This window comes from Streptomyces sp. NPDC048295, from assembly GCF_040652135.1.
In the GTDB taxonomy this organism is placed as follows: Bacteria; Actinomycetota; Actinomycetes; order Streptomycetales; family Streptomycetaceae; genus Streptomyces.
Map to the genome: position 1 here is coordinate 33,566 of NZ_JBEZLL010000037.1, position 16,467 is coordinate 50,032.

Here is a 16,467-nt window from a genome sequence, read left to right on the forward strand (position 1 = left end):
GTGGACGGTGTGAGTGATCTGACCGGCAGGACGGCTCTGGTGACCGGCGCATCGCGCGGCATCGGGGCGGAGATCGCAACGCGGCTCGCCGCGGACGGCGCCGCGGTCGTCGCGCACTTCGGCACGGACGAGAGCGGAGCGACGGCGACGGTCGAAAGGATCGAACGTGCTGGTGGAACCGCCCTCGCCGTCCGGGCCGAGCTGGGCGTGGACGATGACGTCGAGACCCTCTTCGCGGGAGTCGAGGCCGGCCTCGCCGGACGGCCGCTCGACATCCTCGTCAACAACGCGGCGGCCGCCCCGGCCGGCCCGCTCGGAGCCACGACACGGGCGGAGTTCGACCATCTCTTCGCGGTGAACGTGAGAGCCCCGTACTTCATCGTCCGGAGAGCACTGCCCATGATGCGTGACGGTGGCCGCGTCATCACGATCTCGTCCGTGGCGACCCGGATGGCCAACACCACCCAGACCTCGTTCGCCATGACGAAGGGTGCGGTCGAGACGATGAGCATGACCTTGGCCAACGAACTCGGCCCCCGGGGAATCACCGTGAACGCGGTGGCCCCCGGCGCCACCCGGACGGCGACCAACGGCTCGTCCTTCGAAGTACCGGGCCTCGCCGATCAGATCGCCGCCATGACGGCGCTCGGCCGACTCGGCAGGCCCGACGACATCGCCGAAGTGGTCGCGTTCCTCGCCTCCGACGCCGCGCGCTGGATCACGGGCCAGATCATCGACGCGAGCGGCGGCCTGCTCCTCGGCCCGCGCGTCTGACCGCAGGCCGTCGACGAGACGCACGAGAGCGCCTTGACCGGAGCCTGTGCCCCGGGCCGGACGCTTGACTCTACGTCACATCGGACCGTCGGGCGCCGGGCATCCGTCCGTACGGCGCCGGGGCGCACGACGATGCGCAGGCCGGGCCGATCGCCTTGAGGGTGGCCCCTGCGCGTGGCACCACACGCCACCGAAAACGCCCGGACCGCACACGGCGGCGTGACTCAACTCACTTCACTTCAAAGGTTGCGCAATGCTTAAACTGTCGCCATGAGCACAGGCAGCCCGGCGGAGTGGGAAGCGGCGGTACTCGTCGGAGGGCCCGCAGACGGCCAACGGATGCGGGTCACCGACCGGCCGCGCACGATCCAGGTGACATACCCCTGCGAACTGGAGGCCCCGTCGAACGGCATGCGCGCGCAGGCGCTGCACATCTACCGCCGCGACCTCCGGGTGAAGAGCGGGCCGCTGCGGTACGGATTCGACGAAGCCAGCCCCTGACGGGCGCGATGCGCGACACTCGGCCGGACGGATGCGCGCGGTTCACGACGGTGGAACCCGGCGCTCGCCGCCGGGTCCGGACCGTCGTCGTCGCCCGCGAAACAGTGCCGGCCGGCGCCCATCCGGCGGGCCACCGAGCGGACACGGGGCCCCGCCCCGAACCGGTCGTCGCGTACTACTTGCTCACGGCGAAGCGCATCAGGGCGTGCTCGTTGCCCTGCTTGATCTTCCCCGTGGTGTTGATCACTTCGAGCTTCCAGCTGTCGCCCACGCGCACCGCCTTGGCCACGGCGCAGCCGTTGTCCTGGGTGAGCAGGCTCGGCCAGATGTCGGCGACCTGCTGGGAGGTACCCCCGGTCGCGTCGTACACCTTGAAGCTGATGTTGCGAGCCTTCTGGAACGAGCTGCCCTTCTTGTAGGCCGCGGCCACGAACACGATCGACGTGATGTGGGACGGTATCCGCGCGAACTCGACGGTCACCGTTTCGTCGTCCCCGTCCCCACGCCCGGTCTGGTTGTCGCCGCTGTGCACCAGTGAGCCGTTGCCCATCGGGTCCAGGGAGTCGAGGCCGGCCAGCCGCACCGGGTCTCCGCCCTGCATCGCGACGGCGATCAGATCGAGGTCGGTACCGGACTTGCGACGGAGCATCCCCATCACCCCGCCGCTGCTGCCGGCAGTGGGGTCCCAGGACACCCCGATGGACAGATGAGTCACTCCGTCCAGATCCGCCGGGCCGTCTTCCTTCTTGAGCGTAATCATCCGTGGATCATCCTTCTTTGCGATGGGGCCGCTACAGCGGGAGTGGGTCAGGGGGCCTCGGGCGTTCCTCACACCTGGCAGTGGCAGCATACGTTCGCCCCTCTCCGGCGCCGGAGGTACCGGGTTCCGGCCGGGCTTCCGGCGGGTTCCGTGGACCCGGCGCCACGGCTAGAGCGGCGTCGCCGCTTCGAGTACGACGAACAACGCGAAGGCCGCGTTCAGCGAGGACAGGGTGGACACCGCCGTACCCGCCGCGGCGACGAACGCCGCAACCCCCGTGGAGGTGAGAGCCGGCGGCCAGCCCCGCTCCGGCGGGACCGGACCCAACAGTGCGGCCACCCGGCGAGGCACCGGCCCGACAGCGGCGAACGCGGCGACAGCGGGAGCGTTGCCCCGGTGAGAAATGAGGGCCGCCTTGCCGACGGCGCGGGCCGTGAGCCGCCGGTCCCCGGTGTCGATGGCGGCTTGCTCGTCCGCCCAGCGCTCCGTGTTGTACGCGATGGCCGCTCGCAGCGGTCGCAGGAGCGGGTTGGCACAGCCGGCCAACTGGGCGGCAAGCAGCAAGCGGTGGTGCCGACCGGCCAGATGGGCCCGCTCGTGCGCGAGGAGCGCACCCTGCTCGGCCGTCGTCAGGCAGGCGAGCATGGCGGACGTAACCATGATTCGGCCCGGTGAGCCGGGTAACGCGTAGGCATACGGCACGCTGTCGGGCAGAACGGCCACCTCGGACGTGGTGGGCAGCTCCGCGAGTGCCCGGTGCGCACGCGACCGGAAACGGCAGTGCCGCCGCACGGTGGCGGCGCAGACCACGGCCACGGCCGCCAGAGCGACGATCGACGCCTTCCCGGCGATCCTGTCGTGCGGAACGGCCTCCCGGACCTCGTCGTCCGACCAGCCGTCGGGCAGCGGATTGCCCGGCAGTTGGGCGGTACCGACCACGACCAGAAGACCGAGGCACAGGGTGCTGCACGACGCGAGGATGACAGCGATACCGGTCAGGAGACGGGCGGCGCTGCGCGGGTGCAGGTGCCGCTCGGCCAGGCGGGCCATGGGGAGCGCCGTGAGAGGCAGAACGAGGGGCAGATAGACGAAGAAGCCCATCGGTTCAGCTCTCCGGTTCATCCGTGGACGGGCCGGAAGGTTCTGGACCGGTCTCGTTGAGCAGCGACCGCAAGAGGTCCTCGTCGTCGGGCGACAGCGCGGAGACGAAGCTGGACAGCACGGCGTCCCGGTCGTCGCGCTGATCGAGGAGCCGCCGCATACGGCGGGCGGTGAGCCCCGCACCGCTCTCCGTCGACTGCCACAGCACCGGGCGTCCCGAACCGGTGCGCGTGACCGCCTGCTTGTCGAACAACCGCGTCAGGATCGTGATGACCGTGCTGTACGACAGGCCGCCTTCGAGGCGCTCCTGCACCCAGGCAGCCGTGACGGGCTCGGTGGCCCGACCCAGCACGGACAGCACCTGCGCTTCGAGCTCACCCTGTCCGCGTCGGCGGGCGCGTGGCTTTCGTGTACGGCCGTCTTCCTCTGCGCCCACGACGCGGCCCCTTTCGTACCGTTGCCCGGTGCCTCTCGCTCAACTGCCGGGCGCCGGGGCATAGTACCCAGCCGCTCGGGCATCCCGCGCCGCCGACGGACCCCGGGCCCGCAGCCCCCTCCCAACTCTACAGTGCTGTAGATTTAAGTTGTCACTCGGTGCCCGCACGGTCACCCGGGGGCACACCGATGCGTAAAGAGGGAGAAGTCCATGGGCGTGAGCCTCGCCAAGGGCGGAAATGTCTCGCTGACCAAGGAGGCACCCGGGCTGACCGCGGTCCTCGTCGGCCTGGGCTGGGATGTCCGTACGACCACCGGGACGGACTACGACCTGGACGCCAGCGCATTGCTGTGCGACGGGGCCGGGAAGGTGAAGTCCAATGAGCACTTCGTCTTCTACAACAACCTGAAGAGCCCGGACGGTTCGGTCGAGCACACCGGCGACAACCTCACCGGGGAGGGCGAGGGGGACGACGAGACCGTCAAGGTCGACCTGGCCGCCGTACCGGGCGACATCGCGAAAATCGTGTTCCCGGTCTCCATCCACGATGCGGAGGGCCGGGGCCAGAGCTTCGGACAGGTCCGCAATGCGTACATCCGCGTGGTCAACCAGGCGGGCGGGGCCGAGATCGCCCGCTACGACCTCAGCGAGGACGCCTCCACCGAGACGGCCATGGTCTTCGGTGAGCTGTACCGCAATGGCGCAGAGTGGAAGTTCCGTGCTGTCGGGCAGGGTTACGCCTCCGGCCTCAGCGGCATCGTCGCGGACTTCGGGGTCAGTCTCTGAATCGCCGACGGCGGCACCGGCCACTTCGACCGGTCCGGATGTGCCGCGGTCCACGAAGACCGCTTCGCGGCAGGCATCCCGACGGCTGAGTTCGCCCCAGCGGCCCTCAGCGGCCCGGGCGTGCCGTGGACGCGGCACGCCCACCCCCTTTGTCCGCCGGACAAAGGGGGCTCCCGACCAAGTCCGTATGCGACGGGGAATGGCATGAACAGGACGTACAGACTGCGGGACGAGGACAGACCCGACTACGCACTGGCGCTGGACGAGGCCATACGGACCGTCGAGATACAGGGTCTGCTGGAGCGGTCCTCCCTCACCACCGGTCAGCTGCGTCTGCGCGGGCTCGGTGTCGGACCGCGCATCGCCACGGCCGCCGACACCGAGTACCGGGCCTACACCTCCCTGCGGCAGCGGACGGCCGGAGCCGAGGATTCAGACCGGGTCCTCCCGCTGTCCGGACACGGCGGGCAGGAGAGGCACGGGGCAGGTCTGCTGCCGGTCCTCGCCGTTCTCACTCCGGTCCTTGCCGCCGTCGCCGCGGCCGTATTCCTGCTGATCGGCTACGGCCTGCTCCTGGCGGGCGGACGAACACCCACGGCCGACGCGCTGATCACCGCCGGCTGGACCGGCTTCGCCATCGCCGCGGTGGCCGCCGGCGTCGGCGTGTTCTCCCTTTACCGCACAGCAGTGGAACACGCGGCGTCCACTCCGAGTTCACGCGCCGATCGATCGCCCGAAGTGATCAAAGCGCGCGAAGCCTGGCTGCGAAGCCTTCGGGACAACGCTCTTCTCCCCTTCCTCCGCGAGGAACTCCGGAAACCCGGCGCATTGCCCACGGACAGCGACCGGGCGGCGGTCCTCCGTTACCGGAGTCCTGATTTCTCCAGCCCCGACTTCGGGAGCCCGGACTTCTCCGGTCCCGGATTCGGGGGCCCGAAAGCGTCGGCGTAATACTTTCCCCCTTCGACCGGGCGCCGGCCGGGCCGAAAAGACCATCCGTCACTTCTCGTCGTCGAGGGGCCCTCCCGCGGAATGGCTCCTGCTGTCGACGGAAGTTTTCACGATGTTTTGACGAGTCCGGCGGGCAGAACCAGCGAAAAACGGATGAGCGCAGGATTGGGACTCCCCAACCAGCACATCGTGGGCTTAACTTAGGTGTCATGACCTCCCCCCGCTCCACCTACGGCGGCGGCTACTACGCCGCACCGTCGTTCCCCGACACTCCGATCTACGACTCCCTGGTCGCGGAGCGGGGCACCCCTCAGATCGCGCCGATCCGAGTGCCTGCCGCCTACGACACCGGCAACAGCTATCTGCCGGCGCTCCCGGCGGCGCTGCCGGCTCTTCCCCCGGCGCCTTCCCAGCCCGGTCCGTCGTACGGCTACCAGCAGCAGCCGCCTGCCCAGCAGGGTTACGCGCCGATGCAGCCCGCGCAGCTGCAGCATGCCCCGGCGCCGTACATCCCGCAGCAGCCGAGCGCGGCCCGCGGCGGGTATCAGGCGCCCCATCCGCAGCATCAGCAGCGGCCCGCGCCCGGCACCGGTTACGAGGCGATGCGCCCGGCTTCACCGCGCCCTGCGCCTGCGCCGCGCCCGGCGCCGGCACCCTCGCCCTACGAGGACCCGTACAACCGCCCGTACCAGGGCCGGGGGTACTGAGCCGGAGATCACGCACGGTCCACGAAGTCGTCGTCGAGCCATGGGGACTCGACGGCGGCTTCGCGCGTTCACGGACCGGACGGGCCGTCAGCCGGGCCGGCGGGGCGGGAACTCACGGGGGTGGTCCGCGCGTTGGCCGGGGTGAAGTTGCTCTCTCTTCGCTCCTTCCGCGCGCGAAGCGTGCCGTATCAGGCTAAGACGGATACGGAAGGGGGGTGCAGGACTGTGCGAGCGGTTACGGGTGTGTGGCGGTGGCGGCACAATCCCCTGCGCCGCGCCACTGACCGGCGCGAGGCATGGGTGGCTCTTGTCGCGTTGCTCCTCATGGTGCTGGCGGCGCCGGCACTGGGCTGGGTGTGCGGGGCGCACACCGACGACGCCCTGCAGAAATCGGTGCGGGCCCAGCGGGCCGGACGGCAGGCCACCACGGCGGTCGTGGTGCGCCGGTCACCGCGAGCGCCGCGTTTCGTCAGCGATCCCGAGACGTCCTCGGAGCGCGGCTCGCAGACCTCGGTGGTGGCGCGCTGGAAGGCCCCGGACGGCACGGACCGCCGCGGTACGGTGATGACCTCCTCCCGGAGGGCCGGTCCCGGTTCCGAGGTCGAGATCTGGACGGACCCCGAAGGCCGTCCCGTACCGCGCCCCATGGACGCCGCGACCGCCCGCACCCACGCGGTGCTGGCCGGGCTGGGGGCGGCGCTGCTCGGCGTCGGACTGATCGAGGGCGTCCGGCAACTGACCGTCCGGCGCATGATGCGGCGGCGGTACACCCGAATCGACCAGGACTGGGCCAGGACCGGTCCGGACTGGGGCAGGACCGGGACCGGCAGCTGATCAGCTGCTGATCGGGTCAACTCCCGCCCGCCGCGCGCGCTACGGTGGACCGGCCCGCCCGCTCTTCCCGGTGGGCGGTCCCGTGATTCACCGCTGCCGGAAGGCCGGTGGCACGGGCATCACACACGCACGAGGTGGGGGCACAACAGCGCCATGGCACAGGGCACGGTCCAGGTGACGCACACCGGAACATCGCGGTGGCGGCGCCGCACAGGCGAATACGCCACCCTCACCGCAGCCCTGGAGGCCGCGGCCGACGGCGATGTCCTCACCATCGCCCCCGGTACCTACCGGGAGAATCTGGTCCTGCACCGCGCGGTGACCCTGCGCGGCCCCGAGGGGTCCGTCGGCTCCGTGCGGATCGCTCCGGCCGACGGGGTGCCGCTGACCGTGCGCGCCTCCGCCGTCGTCTCGGACCTGCACGTGGAGGGCCAGGACTCGACGGCCCCCGCGCTGCTGATCGAGGACGGCGCGGCGGAGATCGCGGACCTGCGGATCGTCACCCGGTCCGCCGCCGGGATCGAGGTGCGCGGTGCGGCCCGGCCGACCGTGCGCCGCTGCACGGTCGACAACCCGGCCGGGGTCGGCATCGCCGTACTCGACGGCGCCGGCGGCGTGTTCGAGGAGTGCGAGGTCGTCTCCGCCGGCCAGTCCGGCGTCTCGGTACGCGACGGCGCGCATCCCCGGCTGGAGCGCTGCCGGATCCACCACGCCTCGGGGGCGGGGCTGAACGTCACCGGGGAGGGCAGCGGCCTGGAGGGCGTCGGCTGCGAGGTGTACGAGATCAAGGGCAGCGGGATACAGGTGACCGCCCGTGCGGCCGCCCATCTCACCGACTGCACGGTGCACCGCACTTCGTCGGACGGCGTCACGCTCGACACCGACGCCGTGCTGACGCTCGCCGACTGCGACATCCACGACATCCCGGAGAACGCGGTGGATCTGCGCTCCCGTTCGGTCCTCACCCTGACCCGGTCCACGGTGCGCCGCTTCGGCCGCAACGGCCTCTCGGTCTGGGATCCCGGTACCCGCGTCGACGCCAACCAGTGCGAGATCCACGACAGTACGGGCGACTACCCCGCGGTCTGGGTGAGCGACGGGGCGACCGTGATACTGGACTCCTGCCGGGTCCACGACGTGCCGGACGCCATCTTCGTGCTCGACCGGGGCTCGCGCGCCGATGTCGTCGACAGCGATCTGTCCCAGGTCCGCAACACGGCGGTGTCGGTGAGCGACGGGGCGACCGCTCAGCTGGACGACTGCCGCATCCGTGAGGCGTCCACCGGCGCCTGGTTCCGCGACCACGGCAGCGGAGGCACGCTCAACAACTGCACCATCGACACGGCGCAGACCGGAGTGATCGTCACCAAGGGCGCCGACCCGACGATCGAGCGCTGCACGGTCACCTCGCCCGCCGAGGCCGGTTTCTACGTCTCCGCCGAGGGCCGCGGCACGTTCAACAGCTGCCGGGTCACCGGCAGCGACGGCTACGGCTTCCATGTGATGGACGGCTGCCGTACGACGCTGACCCGTTGCCGGACCGAGCGGTGCGCGCGCGGCGGGTACGAGTTCGCCGAGCAGGGCGCCACGCACGGCGACGGCCAGGGAACCGGCCCCGTCGTGGAGGACTGCACGAGCGACGAGAGCGCGCTGCGCTCCCCCGCTCCCCCGGCGCCCACCGTGCTGACGGCGACCCAGTCGGCCCCCGGACTGCTCGGTGGCGTTCCCGGACAGCGTGCCGTCGAGCCCGCCCCGGCCGAGGTGCCCGCCACCACGCCGGCGCGCGCGTCGGACGCGGTACTCGGGGAACTGGACGCGCTGGTGGGCCTGGACAGCGTCAAGCGGGAGGTGCGCGCCCTCACCGACATGATCGAGGTGGGCCGCCGGCGCCAGGAGGCCGGTCTCAAGGCCGCGTCGGTCCGGCGCCATCTCGTGTTCACCGGCTCCCCCGGCACCGGCAAGACCACCGTGGCCCGGCTGTACGGCGAGATCCTCGCCTCGCTCGGGGTGCTGGAACGGGGCCATCTGATCGAGGTGTCACGTGTCGATCTGGTCGGTGAGCACATCGGCTCGACCGCCATCCGTACCCAGGAGGCCTTCGACCGGGCGCGCGGCGGGGTGCTGTTCGTCGACGAGGCGTACGCCCTGTCGCCGGAGGACTCCGGCCGGGACTTCGGCCGGGAGGCGATCGACACGCTGGTGAAGCTGATGGAGGACCACCGGGACGCGGTGGTCGTCATCGTCGCCGGTTACACCCACGAGATGGAGCGGTTCCTCACCGTCAACCCCGGGGTGGCGTCCCGTTTCTCCCGGACCATCACCTTCAGCGACTACGAGCCCGCCGAGCTGTTGCGGATCGTGGAGCAGCAGGCCGACGAGCACGAGTACAGCCTGGCCTCCGGGACCGGGGAGGGGCTGCTGAAGTACTTCACCGAGCTCCCCAAGGGCCCGGCGTTCGGCAACGGCCGCACCGCACGGCAGACCTTCGAGTCGATGGTGGAGCGGCATGCGGGCCGGGTCGCCCAGCTCGCCGAGCCGAGCACGGACGACCTCACCCTGCTCTACCCCGAGGACTTGCCGGAACTGCCCTGAGTCCGCGGGGCCCCGGAACCGTGCTGAGTCTGCGGGGCCCCGGAACCGTCCTCCCCGCCGGCCTGGCGGGGCAGGACGGGGTCCAGCCGCTCCAGCAGCGCGGCCCGTTCCTGGGCGAAGACCGGGTCGGCCTGGTAGTCCGAGTGCCCCAGGACGGCCTCGGGCAGCGGATGTTCGGGGGTGCGCCCGTAGACCAGGGGGTCCTTCAGCGGCCCGCGGTCCACCTCGGGCCCGGGCCCCTCGTCGAGCCGGACCCGGCCGCCGATCGGGTCGGTGGCCCGCCACAGGTTGCGCCAGCAGTGCACGGACCGGTGCAGTGCGTGCAGCGGTCCGGGGCCGAAGTACGCCGGGAACCAGCGCGCGTACAGCCGCTCGATCGGCGAGCCGTAGGTGAGCAGGGCGACCCGGCTGCGGGTGTGGGCGGGCAGCTGCCAGACCGCGGACGCCGCGAGGACGCTTCCCTGGGAGTGCCCGGAGATGACGAGCCTGCCGCGGGTGAGTCCGGTCCAGCCGGACATCCGTGACGCCAGGTCGGGGACGGCGCGCTCGGCGTAGCAGGGCGGCGCGAAGGGGTGGGCGGCGCGCGGCCAGAACGTACCGACGTCCCAGAGGATGCCGATGGTGCGCCGGGCCGAGGCGTCGCGGTAGGCGCGGCGGCCCCAGGTGACGAAGAGTATGAAGCCGAGTCCGACCATCCAGGAGCCGGTCGACTGCGCGGCCTGGGCGAGGGACTCGATGAACGCGCCGTCGCCCTTCAGCGCGATCCCGGGCACCTCTCCGCTCACCCAGGCCCCGTAGACCGCCGCCGTGCCGAGCAGCAGGCTGGCGCCGCAGACCGGGCCGAGGATCCAGGGCGTGGAGTCGGTGAGGGCGGCCGCGGCCCGGATCCGGGCGATCTGCCGGGTCCGGGCGGGGTCCGGCCGCGCCTCCTCGTACTCCTGGTCGATGCGGGGCTCCAGGGCGCGGGCGGTCAGCCAGGTCCGGACGAGCAGCAGGAGGGCGGGGACGGCCAGGAGCACCAGGAGCACGGGGATGACCGACGCCTGCCAGCTGAGCAGCACCGGCGGTCCCTCGATGACGGAGTTCCCGCCCATGCCGGGGGTGCCCGGCCCGTCGAGCCAGTCGGCGACGCGCTGGGAGACCCCGCCGCTCATGACTCCGCCGAGGGCGCAGGCGAGCATGGCGACCACGGGCCCGCCGAGTCCGAACATGACGGTGCGGGGTTCCGGGGTACGGCGGTACAGGCTCAGGGACACCACGGCGAGTACGACGACGAGTACACCCTGGCCGAGGGTGATGACGCTGAAGACGAGGTCACCGGGCAGGGCACCGGACGAAGCCCAGTCGGGGCGGGCCCAGGCCGCGTACACCGCGGCGAGGACGAGCAGGGCCAGGGCCGCACCGGGCAGATAGGTGATCAGGGCGCGGTCGAGGCGGTTGTCGAGACGCCGTTCGCTGCGGCCTCGGCGGCACACCACCCAGAGCACCACGATCCCGCCCAGCACCAGTGCCCCCTCGATGAGCCGCCCCAGGACGCCGGGCACGGGGCCGGTGACGGAGCGGTCGTGGCGGGCCGCCGCGCCCGCGACCGACGCGGCGACGGTCAGGAATCCGGCGGCGGTGTGAGCGGCGCGCAGCCGGGCGACCAGTCGGCGGCCGTACCAGAATCCCGGCCGGCCGAGGGCGGGGTGGCCGAAGGGCGCGGTGCCGGTGGTGGCCGGGGAGGACGCGGGCGCCGGGCCCGGGTCGTCGTCGTCGTCCGGATCGGTCCCGGTGAGCGGGCGCTGTGATTCGTACGCGCTCCAGGTCCGGTTGGACAGGAACCAGAGAAGCGCCACCAGCGCGGTGGGCACCAGGGCGGCGAGGGCCAGCCTGCGGCCCGGCTGGGACCACCAGCCGCCCTGCGCCGTGGACAGGAAGCCGAGCCAGGAGCGCTGGTTGGAGCAGTCGGGTACGCCCGCGCACTGCCAGGCAGCCAGGTCGAGCGCGACCTCGCAGGCCGCCGCGGTCAGCAGGACCGTGAGGCTGAGTGCGAGGAGCCGGACGAGGACGCCGTACAGGCGCACCGCGCGGGTGCGGGAGCGGGCGGTGGGGCGCATCCAGTGGGCGAGGTTGACCACCATGAACGGGAGCAGGAGCAGCCACAGGGCGCGGGAGCCGTTGCCGGAGGTCAGGTTGGACCAGCAGTAGGCCTCGGGGATGGGCCGGTCGCGGTACCGCTCGGGGTGCTGTTCGGCGTCCGTGTCCTCGGCCCGCCGGTAGATGGCGGCGGTCGCGTCACCGGTGATGCGGACGGTACGGGGATCGTCGAGCATCTCCTGGGGGGTGGCGCCGCCCACGCCGTGGACCAGCAGTTCCAGCGCGGGCCCCGGACTCTGCGGGGCCTGGGTGGCAGGTGGCACTGGAGTGACTCGCTCTCTCGGTCGTGGGGGGAGTGTTGACGGGTGGTCATCAGGATCGTGGCAGAGGGCCGGCGGCCGCACCCCTCTCACGGAATCTCCCCAGTGCGGCGGCCGGCGACACCGCGTGGCAGGATGACCCCGTCCGAAGAGACTGCTGCACGGCCAGAGGGAAGGACCGGACCCGGCGTTGAGCGAGAATCAGAACCTGCTCGCGGAGCAGCGGCGCGCCCTGATCCTCGACGAGGTCCGCAGGCGCGGCGGGGTCCGGGTCAACGAACTGACCCGCAAGCTGAACGTCTCCGACATGACGGTCCGCCGGGACCTGGACGCGCTGGCCCGCCAGGGGGTCATCGAGAAGGTGCACGGCGGGGCCGTTCCGGTGGTCGAGGCCAGTACGCACGAGCCCGGGTTCGAGGCGAAGTCGGCGCTGGAGCTGACCGCCAAGGAGGACATCGCGCGGGCGGCGGCGGCCATGGCGGTGCCCGGCAGCGCGATCGCGCTCTCCGGTGGCACGACGACGTACGCGCTGGCCCAGCAGTTGCTGGACGTGCCGGATCTGACGGTGGTGACCAACTCGGTACGGGTCGCCGACGTCTTCCACGCCGCGCAGCGGCCGGGGGGCGCGTCCGGGGCGCGGCCCGGGGCCGCCACGGTGGTGCTCACCGGTGGGGTGCGGACTCCTTCGGACTCGTTGGTCGGTCCGGTCGCCGATCAGGCGATCGCCTCCCTCCACTTCGATGTGCTGTTCCTCGGGGTGCACGGGATCTCGGTGGAGGCCGGGCTCTCCACGCCGAATCTGGCGGAGGCCGAGACCAACCGCCGTTTCGTCCAGTCGGCCCGGCGGGTGGTGGTGGTCGCGGACCACACCAAGTGGGGCACGGTGGGACTGAGTTCGTTCGCGACGCTGGAGCAGGTGGACACGTTCGTGACGGACGCCGGCCTTTCGGCCGCAGCCCGCGAGGAGATCGAGGAGCAGCTGCCGGGCCTGGTGGTCGCCGGCCGGTCCGGGGACACCGGCGCCTAGAAGGGCTTCGTCACCTTGAGTGACCTGGCGCGGTAGTGGGCCTCTCGGTTCTTTCGCGGACGGCGGTGCGTGGATTCCGTTCGGCTCGCGCCGGGCGGTGCGCGAGGCCGGTACCTTGCGGCAAGCCCTTAGGATCGTGGCGTGGCCGTCTTCCGGATCGAGCGTTTCACCTCTCTCCCCGCCGCCGAGTCCTGGCGCCGGGTGACGGACTGGGAACGGCACGCCGCGCATGTACCGCTGACCACGATCACCGTCCCCGCGGGGCTGCCGACCGGGGTCGGCACCGTCTTCGTGGCGCGCACCGGCGTGGGGCCGCTGGGGTTCGACGACCCGATGGAAGTGGTGCGCTGGACACCGCCGGCCGGCGGGCGCGCGGGGCTGTGCCGGCTGGAGAAGCGCGGTTCGCTGGTGCTGGGCCGGGCCTCGATCGATGTGTACCCGACGGATTCCGGATCCCATGTGGTGTGGGTCGAGGAGCTGGGCGTACGGCTGCTGCCGCGATGGGGCGACCCGCTGATCGCCGGGGCGGGCCGCCGGGTCTTCGGCCGGGTTCTCGACAGCATGCTGGACCGTCCGGCACGGCACCGTCCGTAGCGGGTGACGCGGCCCGGGCGCATCCGTGACGTCCATGCGGAGGACGACATCTGATGAAGCGTCAGCTATGGTGTGCGGCGGCCCCGTCCGCCACCGACCGCACGGGAGGTGCGTTCCATGTCACGCCGACTCCGCTCCGTGGAACTCGATTTCACGGAGAACGCTCCGCTGCGACTGGTCTTCGCCGCAGAGGTGTCCGCCGCTCCCGAGGAGGTCTACCGCGCGCTCGCCGACGACGTACCGGGCTGGCCGGGCTGGTTCACGGCGGTGACGGCCGCCCGGCCCACCGAGGACGGTGCGGGCCGTGAGGTCCGGCTCAAGGGCGGCTTCGTGATCCACGAGACGATCATGGCGACGGAGCCCGGCCGACGTTACGCCTACCGGGCCGACCGGACCAACGCCCCCGGAATGCGCGCCCTGTTGGAGGAATGGCGGCTCACGCCCGCCGGGACCGGGACGCGGGTGCGGTGGACGTTCGCCACCGACGGCTCCGCGCCCTTCCGGTTCGCCCTGCGGCTGGCCCGGCCGGGGGTGGGCCGCTCCTTCCGGCTCGCGGTGCGCGAGCTGGACCGGCGGCTGACCGGGTCCGCGGCCTGAGCGCCGCCGTGCCGGACGCACCCGGTCCGGTTCCGGCGCTCAGGGCCAGTTGCCGTCGGTGAGGAAGGAGTCGATGGTCGCGGCGTGCGGGGCGATGTCCAGGCCCTGCCCGGCGAGCCAGCTGTCGGAGTAGTACTTGTCCAGGTAGCGGTCCCCCGGGTCGCAGATCAGGGTGACGACGCTGCCCGTACTGCCCTGCTCGACCATCTCGGCGACCAGCTTGAACGCGCTCCACAGCCCGGTGCCGGTGGAGCCGCCGGCCTTGCGGCCGATGGCCTTCTCCAGGGCGCGTACGGCCGCGACACTGGCCGCGTCCGGCACCTTCATCATCCGGTCGATGGCGCCGGGCACGAAGCTCGGCTCCATCCGGGGCCTGCCGATGCCCTCGATCCGGGAGCCGCAGTCGCTGGTGGCCAGGGGATTGTGGTTGGTCCAGCCGTCGAAGAAGCAGGAGTTCTCCGGGTCGGGCACGCAGATCCGGGTGTCGAACTGCATGTAGTGCACATAGCGGGCGATCGTCGCCGAGGTGCCCCCGGTTCCGGCCGTGGCGACGATCCACGTCGGTTCCGGATAGCGCTCCAGCCGCAGCTGCTGGTAGATCGACTCGGCGATGTTGTTGTTGCCGCGCCAGTCGGTGGCCCGCTCGGCATAGGTGAACTGGTCCATGTAGTGTCCGCCGGTCTCCGCGGCGAGCGTGGCGGACTCCTCGTACATCTTCCGGGAGTCGTCGACGAAGTGACATCGGCCGCCGTGGAATTCGATCAGCCGGCACTTCTCGGGACTGGTGGTGCGGGGCATCACGGCGATGAACGGCACACCGATCAGCTTGGCGAAGTACGCCTCCGAGACGGCCGTCGAACCGCTGGACGCCTCGATCACCGGCTTGCCCGGCCGGATCCAGCCGTTGCAGAGCCCGTAGAGGAAGAGCGAGCGGGCCAGCCGGTGCTTGAGACTGCCGGTGGGGTGTGTCGACTCGTCCTTGAGGTAGAGGTCGATGCCCCAGGCCTCGGGCAGCGGGAAGCGCAGCAGATGGGTGTCGGCGGAACGGTTGGCGTCGGCCTGGACCTTGCGCACCGCCTCCTTCAGCCAGGCCCGGTACCCGGCGTCGGAACGGTCGATGTCGATCGTCGCCGCGGCCCGGCCGCCGTCCTTGTGCTCCTCGGTGCCCATCAGCGCGCTCCCTCTCGTGTCACCATCGCTCTCCACCCACAACCTATTCCCCCCACCTGCACAAACGTTCACTTTGATGCTCCATAGCCCTGCCTTGGCGCCGACAGGACCGGAGACCGCGGCTCCGGTCGGTACGCGGCCTGGCGCGGCGCCCCCGGTTTGTGCAGACTTCCCATCAGAAGTGTCACGAAGGGGGCGAAGCAGCCATGCCGGAAACGGAGTTCAGTGCGACGGGGGTACGGATCGAGCGGTGGGCCCGCTCGCTCACGAGGGCCGGGCAGGTGATCGTCAAGGACGGCAGACTGGCTCTGCTGACCAGCAACGGACGGGAGATCGACAGCGCCCCGGTGGTGACGGTGAGTGCGGGCAGGCCGTGGTTCGCCGGGGCCGGTGCGGCCGTGGCCCGCCTCAACGGGACGCGGTACCGGCTGACGATGGGGCAGCGCAACCGGGGTCCGGACCGGGCCGGTCCGGCCCGGCGGTTCCTGGAGACCCTGCGCAGCGCGGGCGGCCGGATGACCTGACGCGCTCGGCGGCACCGGGAGAGCGCGAGTTGCGGAGCCATGACCCCTGGGCGACATTGGACACGTCACTCATGGTTCACCGGCGGTGACACTGTGATCCACACCGCCGGGGCCGAATCAGCAGTCGGCCGGCTGCTGGATTCGTTCCTTCGTCTTCTTCCGGACCTATTTCGGGGAGTCGCAGCCGTGATCAGCGAGCCAAGCAGGCACTGCACGGTGGAGCTCCAGGCCCTGCCGTCGCGGATCGGACAGGTCCGCAGAATCGTCTCGGCGCAGCTGCGCTACTGGCATCTCGATCCTCTGATCGACCAGGCGGCGCTCGGCGTCACGGAACTGCTGACCAATGTCCACCGGCATGCCCAGCCGGACAAGTCATGCACCGTCGAGATAGAGCTGCTGCTCGAACGGCTGACGGTGTCGGTCCATGACCACGACCCACGGATGCCGACCGTGCGCGAGCCCAGCGCGTCCAGTACCTCGGGGCGCGGGCTCGCGCTGATCGCCGCGGTCAGCGAGAGCTGGGGGGTCCGCCCGAGGGGCGGGGCCGGAAAGGTCGTCTGGTTCACCCTTCCGGCCCCGCCCCGGTGCGCCCCGCTCCCGCCGCACCCGGTGTACGGGGCCACCACGGACGGGCCGTTCGAGCTGGACGCCTTCACGTACCCGGGGAGCGCCACGCCTTCCGTCGCGCGGTCGGCGGTGGTCGGCTGACGTGGG

The 16,467-nt window shown here is 71.5% G+C and carries 17 protein-coding genes; 12 read left to right on the top strand and 5 right to left on the bottom strand.

Annotation, left to right across the window (positions count from 1 at the left end):
- Positions 1-9 precede the first annotated feature (9 nt).
- Both AB0D53_RS36855 and AB0D53_RS36860 read left to right on the top strand, forming a co-directional pair.
- On the top strand, positions 10-774 hold the full coding sequence (locus AB0D53_RS36855; RefSeq protein WP_362453725.1) for an SDR family oxidoreductase: 765 nt from the start codon (positions 10-12) through the stop codon (positions 772-774).
- A gap of 270 nt (positions 775-1,044) precedes the next feature.
- A complete protein-coding gene (locus tag AB0D53_RS36860) occupies positions 1,045-1,275 on the top strand; it encodes a hypothetical protein (protein WP_362453726.1) in 231 nt (76 codons plus the stop codon).
- Positions 1,276-1,450: 175 nt separating this feature from the next.
- Here AB0D53_RS36860 and AB0D53_RS36865 read toward each other — a convergent pair whose 3' ends face one another.
- From AB0D53_RS36865 to AB0D53_RS36875, 3 genes are all read right to left on the bottom strand, one after another.
- Positions 1,451-2,035 carry a TerD family protein gene (locus tag AB0D53_RS36865; RefSeq protein WP_362453727.1) on the bottom strand — a complete coding sequence of 195 codons (585 nt, stop codon included), beginning with the start codon at positions 2,033-2,035 and terminating at the stop codon, positions 1,451-1,453.
- A 168-nt stretch (positions 2,036-2,203) separates the two neighbouring features.
- On the bottom strand, positions 2,204-3,136 hold the full coding sequence (locus tag AB0D53_RS36870) for a M56 family metallopeptidase (protein WP_362453761.1): 933 nt from the start codon (positions 3,134-3,136) through the stop codon (positions 2,204-2,206).
- Between the two features lie 4 nt (positions 3,137-3,140).
- Positions 3,141-3,572: a BlaI/MecI/CopY family transcriptional regulator gene (locus AB0D53_RS36875; RefSeq protein ID WP_362453728.1), complete on the bottom strand. Its 432-nt coding sequence runs from the start codon at positions 3,570-3,572 to the stop codon at positions 3,141-3,143.
- A 210-nt stretch (positions 3,573-3,782) separates the two neighbouring features.
- On the opposite strand from AB0D53_RS36875, the gene AB0D53_RS36880 reads away from it, so the two are divergent.
- The 5 genes from AB0D53_RS36880 (at position 3,783) to AB0D53_RS36900 (ending at position 9,442) form a co-directional block, all read left to right on the top strand.
- Positions 3,783-4,358 (top strand): TerD family protein, encoded by a 576-nt coding sequence (locus tag AB0D53_RS36880; protein WP_362453729.1) that lies wholly within the window; start codon positions 3,783-3,785, stop codon positions 4,356-4,358.
- A 204-nt stretch (positions 4,359-4,562) separates the two neighbouring features.
- Positions 4,563-5,309, top strand: a complete 747-nt coding sequence (locus AB0D53_RS36885; protein ID WP_362453730.1) for a hypothetical protein — start codon at positions 4,563-4,565, stop codon at positions 5,307-5,309.
- Positions 5,310-5,518: 209 nt separating this feature from the next.
- Positions 5,519-6,016: a DUF6643 family protein gene (locus AB0D53_RS36890; protein ID WP_362453731.1), complete on the top strand. Its 498-nt coding sequence runs from the start codon at positions 5,519-5,521 to the stop codon at positions 6,014-6,016.
- Between the two features lie 225 nt (positions 6,017-6,241).
- Positions 6,242-6,850: a hypothetical protein gene (locus AB0D53_RS36895; protein WP_362453732.1), complete on the top strand. Its 609-nt coding sequence runs from the start codon at positions 6,242-6,244 to the stop codon at positions 6,848-6,850.
- 153 nt (positions 6,851-7,003) lie between these two features.
- Positions 7,004-9,442: a right-handed parallel beta-helix repeat-containing protein gene (locus AB0D53_RS36900; RefSeq protein WP_362453733.1), complete on the top strand. Its 2,439-nt coding sequence runs from the start codon at positions 7,004-7,006 to the stop codon at positions 9,440-9,442.
- Here the strand turns inward: AB0D53_RS36900 and AB0D53_RS36905 are convergent.
- Positions 9,412-11,844, bottom strand: coding sequence for a hypothetical protein (locus tag AB0D53_RS36905; RefSeq protein WP_362453734.1), 2,433 nt, complete (start codon positions 11,842-11,844; stop codon positions 9,412-9,414). The genes AB0D53_RS36900 and AB0D53_RS36905 overlap by 31 nt on opposite strands.
- A gap of 187 nt (positions 11,845-12,031) precedes the next feature.
- Here AB0D53_RS36905 and AB0D53_RS36910 point away from each other — a divergent pair, with 187 nt between their 5' ends.
- From AB0D53_RS36910 to AB0D53_RS36920, 3 genes are all read left to right on the top strand, one after another.
- Positions 12,032-12,868: a DeoR/GlpR family DNA-binding transcription regulator gene (locus tag AB0D53_RS36910; RefSeq protein WP_362453735.1), complete on the top strand. Its 837-nt coding sequence runs from the start codon at positions 12,032-12,034 to the stop codon at positions 12,866-12,868.
- A 141-nt stretch (positions 12,869-13,009) separates the two neighbouring features.
- Positions 13,010-13,462, top strand: coding sequence for an SRPBCC family protein (locus AB0D53_RS36915; protein WP_362453736.1), 453 nt, complete (start codon positions 13,010-13,012; stop codon positions 13,460-13,462).
- Positions 13,463-13,579: 117 nt separating this feature from the next.
- The gene (locus AB0D53_RS36920; RefSeq protein ID WP_362453737.1) at positions 13,580-14,059 is read left to right on the top strand and encodes an SRPBCC family protein; all 480 of its coding nucleotides are present in this window, start codon (positions 13,580-13,582) and stop codon (positions 14,057-14,059) included.
- 39 nt (positions 14,060-14,098) lie between these two features.
- Here AB0D53_RS36920 and AB0D53_RS36925 read toward each other — a convergent pair whose 3' ends face one another.
- Complete coding sequence (locus AB0D53_RS36925; protein ID WP_362453738.1) at positions 14,099-15,229, bottom strand: PLP-dependent cysteine synthase family protein; 1,131 nt, start codon at positions 15,227-15,229, stop codon at positions 14,099-14,101.
- Positions 15,230-15,435: 206 nt separating this feature from the next.
- Between AB0D53_RS36925 and AB0D53_RS36930 the strand changes: the two genes are divergently transcribed.
- Positions 15,436-15,753 carry a hypothetical protein gene (locus tag AB0D53_RS36930; protein ID WP_072485217.1) on the top strand — a complete coding sequence of 106 codons (318 nt, stop codon included), beginning with the start codon at positions 15,436-15,438 and terminating at the stop codon, positions 15,751-15,753.
- A gap of 186 nt (positions 15,754-15,939) precedes the next feature.
- Positions 15,940-16,461, top strand: coding sequence for an ATP-binding protein (locus AB0D53_RS36935; protein WP_362453739.1), 522 nt, complete (start codon positions 15,940-15,942; stop codon positions 16,459-16,461).
- Positions 16,462-16,467: the final 6 nt, after the last annotated feature.